General features: G+C 71.1%; 4 protein-coding genes. 2 read left to right on the top strand and 2 right to left on the bottom strand.

Annotation, left to right across the window (positions count from 1 at the left end):
• Positions 1-85: 85 nt before the first annotated feature.
• Positions 86-982: a succinate--CoA ligase subunit alpha gene (gene sucD, locus ABD254_RS04055; protein ID WP_344245904.1), complete on the bottom strand. Its 897-nt coding sequence runs from the start codon at positions 980-982 to the stop codon at positions 86-88.
• Between the two features lie 51 nt (positions 983-1033).
• A complete protein-coding gene (gene sucC / locus ABD254_RS04060; protein ID WP_344245906.1) occupies positions 1034-2203 on the bottom strand; it encodes an ADP-forming succinate--CoA ligase subunit beta in 1170 nt (389 codons plus the stop codon).
• Positions 2204-2424: 221 nt separating this feature from the next.
• On the opposite strand from sucC, the gene ABD254_RS04065 reads away from it, so the two are divergent.
• Both ABD254_RS04065 and ABD254_RS04070 read left to right on the top strand, forming a co-directional pair.
• Positions 2425-2634 (top strand): RNA polymerase subunit sigma-70, encoded by a 210-nt coding sequence (locus ABD254_RS04065; protein ID WP_344245907.1) that lies wholly within the window; start codon positions 2425-2427, stop codon positions 2632-2634.
• A complete protein-coding gene (locus ABD254_RS04070; RefSeq protein ID WP_344245909.1) occupies positions 2634-3188 on the top strand; it encodes a Clp protease N-terminal domain-containing protein in 555 nt (184 codons plus the stop codon). Before ABD254_RS04065 ends, ABD254_RS04070 begins: the two co-directional genes overlap by 1 nt.
• Positions 3189-3226 lie beyond the last annotated feature (38 nt).

A 3226-nucleotide genomic window follows, 5' to 3' on the forward strand; every position in this document is an offset into this window, starting at 1 on the left:
GGTCTCGACAGGCTCGACCGGCGACGGCCTTCGTCAGGCTCGACCGGCGACGGCCTTCGTCAGGCTCGACCGGCGACGGCCTTCGTCAGAGCGACTGCAGGATCTCGCGCATGAGCTCGGCGGTCTCGGACGGCGTCTTGCCGACCTTGACGCCGACGGCCTCGAGGGCCTCCTTCTTCGCCTGGGCGGTGCCGGCCGAGCCGGACACGATGGCGCCGGCGTGGCCCATCGTCTTGCCCTCGGGGGCGGTGAAGCCCGCGACGTAGCCGACGACCGGCTTGGTGACGTGCTCGGCGATGTAGGCCGCCGCACGCTCCTCGGCGTCGCCGCCGATCTCGCCGATCATGACGATCGCCTTGGTCTCCGGGTCGTTCTCGAAGGCCTCGAGCGCGTCGATGTGCGTGGTGCCGATGACCGGGTCGCCGCCGATGCCGATGGCGGTGGAGAACCCGAGGTCCTTCAGCTCGTACATCATCTGGTAGGTCAGGGTGCCCGACTTCGACACGAGGCCGATGGGGCCCTTGCCCGTGATGGTGTGCGGCGTGATGCCGGCGAGCGACTCGCCCGGCGTGATGATGCCCGGGCAGTTCGGCCCGATCATCCGGGTCTTCTTGCCCTGCAGGTAGGCGAAGACCTCGGCGGAGTCCTGGACCGGCACGCCCTCGGTGATGACGACGATGAGCGGCATCTCGGCGTCGACGGCCTCGATGGCGGCGTCCTTGGTGAAGGCCGGCGGCACGAAGAGCACGGACACGTTCGCGCCGGTCTCCGCCATCGCCTCCTTGACGGTGCCGAACACGGGCAGCGTGACGTCGTTGCCGTCGTGGTCCTTGTGGGTCACGGTGGTGCCGGCCTTGCGGGCGTTGACGCCGCCCACGATCTGCGCGCCGGAGTCGAGCATCAGGGCGGTGTGCTTGGCACCCATCCCGCCGGTGATGCCCTGGACGATGATCTTCGAGTCGGAGTTCAGGTAGATCGACATGGTGTTCTCGTCAGCTTTCGAAGTCGGCCTGGAAGTCGGACGGGGCGGCGCTCAGAGGAACGCCAGCTCGGCGGCCTTCGCCGCGCCGCCGTCCATGGTCTCGGCCAGGGTCACCAGCGGGTGCGCCGCGTCGGTGAGGATCTGGCGGCCCAGGTCGACGTTGTTGCCGTCGAGGCGGACGACCAGCGGCTTGGTGGCCTCGTCGCCGAGGATCTCCAGCGCGCCCACGATGCCCTTGGCGACCTCGTCGCAGGCGGTGATGCCGCCGAAGACGTTGACGAACACGGACTTGACCTGCGGGTCGTGCAGGATGACGTCCAGCCCGTTCGCCATGACCTGCGCGTTCGCGCCGCCGCCGATGTCGAGGAAGTTGGCGGGCTTGACGCCGCCGTGCTCCTCGCCGGCGTAGGCGACGACGTCGAGCGTGCTCATCACGAGGCCCGCGCCGTTGCCGATGATGCCGACCTCGCCGTCGAGCTTGACGTAGTTGAGGCCGTTCGCCTTCGCCTTGGCCTCGAGCGGGTCGGCCGACTCCTTGTCCTCGAGCGCCTCGTGGTCCGGGTGCCGGACCTCGGAGGCGTTCTCGTCGAGCGAGACCTTGCCGTCGAGGGCGACGATCGCTCCGTCCTCCGTGCGGACCAGCGGGTTCACCTCGACCAGCGTGGCGTCCTCGGCGGTGAACACGGTCCAGAGCTTGCGGATGACGTCGGCGACGGGGGCCTTGAGGTCCTCGGCGAAGCCGGCGGCGTCCACGATCTCCGCGGCCTTGGCCTCGTCGATGCCCACGATCGGGTCGACGGCGATCCGCGCGAGCGCCTCGGGACGCTCGACGGCGAGCTGCTCGATCTCCATGCCGCCCTCGACGGAGCACATGGCGAGGTAGTTGCGGTTCGCGCGGTCCAGGAGCACCGAGAAGTAGAACTCCTCGGCGATCTTGGCGCCCTGCGCGACCATCACGCGATGGACCGTGTGGCCCTTGATGTCCATGCCGAGGATCTCGGTCGCCTTCTCGGCGGCCTCCTCGGGCGAGTGCGCCAGCTTGACGCCGCCGGCCTTGCCGCGGCCGCCGACCTTCACCTGGGCCTTGACGACGACGGTGCCGCCGCCGAGCTCCTGAGCACCTGCGCGAGCCTCTTCGGGGGTCGTCGCGACGACGCCGCCCAGCACGGGGACGCCGTGCTTCTCGAAGATGTCGCGAGCCTGGTATTCGAACAGGTCCACCCTGCTGCGTCCTTCCATCGGTGATGCCTCTGGGTCGACAGAGGCCGGCACGAGCGATGTCTCGACGTCAAGACATCCTCGAACAGGGTAGTCCGACCGGCGTCCCGGCGGGTACGTCGGCCCAGGAACCCCGGCTGACCGTGAGCGATCCCACAACGCCGCGGCCGCCCGCAACGTCAACCGAGGTTGACAGACCGTGCTGTGTCAACCATGGTTGACGCATGACCGAGAAGACGCTCGTCGGCGCGGCAGCCGGCGACGATCCCACCGAGGGCCTGCGCGCCGTCCGCGCGCTGCGCGACCTCGCCGACCGCCTCGAGACGCTCCAGGTGGAGCGCGCCCGGGGCCTCGGCTGGTCGTGGCAGGAGGTCGCCGACGCGCTCGGCGTCTCCAAGCAGGCGGTCCACAAGAAGCACGGCAGGAGGATCTGATGTTCGAGAGTTTCACCAAGGAGGCCCGCGGGGCCGTCGTCGACGCGCAGCAGGTCGCGACCGGCCTGCGGTCCGCGACGATCGACACCCGGCACCTGCTGGTCGCGCTCGCCGAGGGCGAGGGGCCCGCCGCGTCGGGCCTGGGTGCCGCCGGCCTCGACCCGGCGGACGTCGCCGGCCGTGCCCGGACCGCCATCAGCGAGGGCGAGGCGCTCGACGCCGACGCCCTCGCCGCGGTGGGTGTCGACCTCGACGAGGTCCGACGCCGCACGGACGAGGTCTTCGGCACCGGCGCGCTCGACCGGGCGGGAGCGAAGCACGGCCGGCGTGGCAGGCACGTCCCGTTCACCGACGACGCCAAGAAGGCCCTCGAGCTCGCCCTGCGCGAGGCGATCCGGCTGAAGGCCAAGGGCATCGACAGCACCCACCTCCTGCTGGGCGTCGTGCGCGCCGACTGCCCCGGCGGCCGCGTGCTCGAGGCCGCGCTGCACGACGCCGGCGGGGACCTGCCCGCACTGCGCACCGCCGTCGAGCGGGCGGGCCGCGCCGCCTGACCGCGCACCGCCCGTTCCCCCGGGCCTACCGCCCCGCG

Source organism: Isoptericola hypogeus (assembly GCF_039531145.1).
In the GTDB taxonomy this organism is placed as follows: domain Bacteria; phylum Actinomycetota; class Actinomycetes; order Actinomycetales; family Cellulomonadaceae; genus Isoptericola; species Isoptericola hypogeus.

What these genes read in the sequence shown, in the direction of transcription:
- ABD254_RS04070 (WP_344245909.1), top strand. Translation starts at nt 2,634, where the DNA reads ATGTTCGAGAGTTTCACCAAGGAGGCCCGCGGGGCCGTCGTCGACGCG.
- sucD (WP_344245904.1), bottom strand. Translation starts at nt 982, where the DNA reads ATGTCGATCTACCTGAACTCCGACTCGAAGATCATCGTCCAGGGCATC.
- ABD254_RS04065 (WP_344245907.1), top strand. Translation starts at nt 2,425, where the DNA reads ATGACCGAGAAGACGCTCGTCGGCGCGGCAGCCGGCGACGATCCCACC.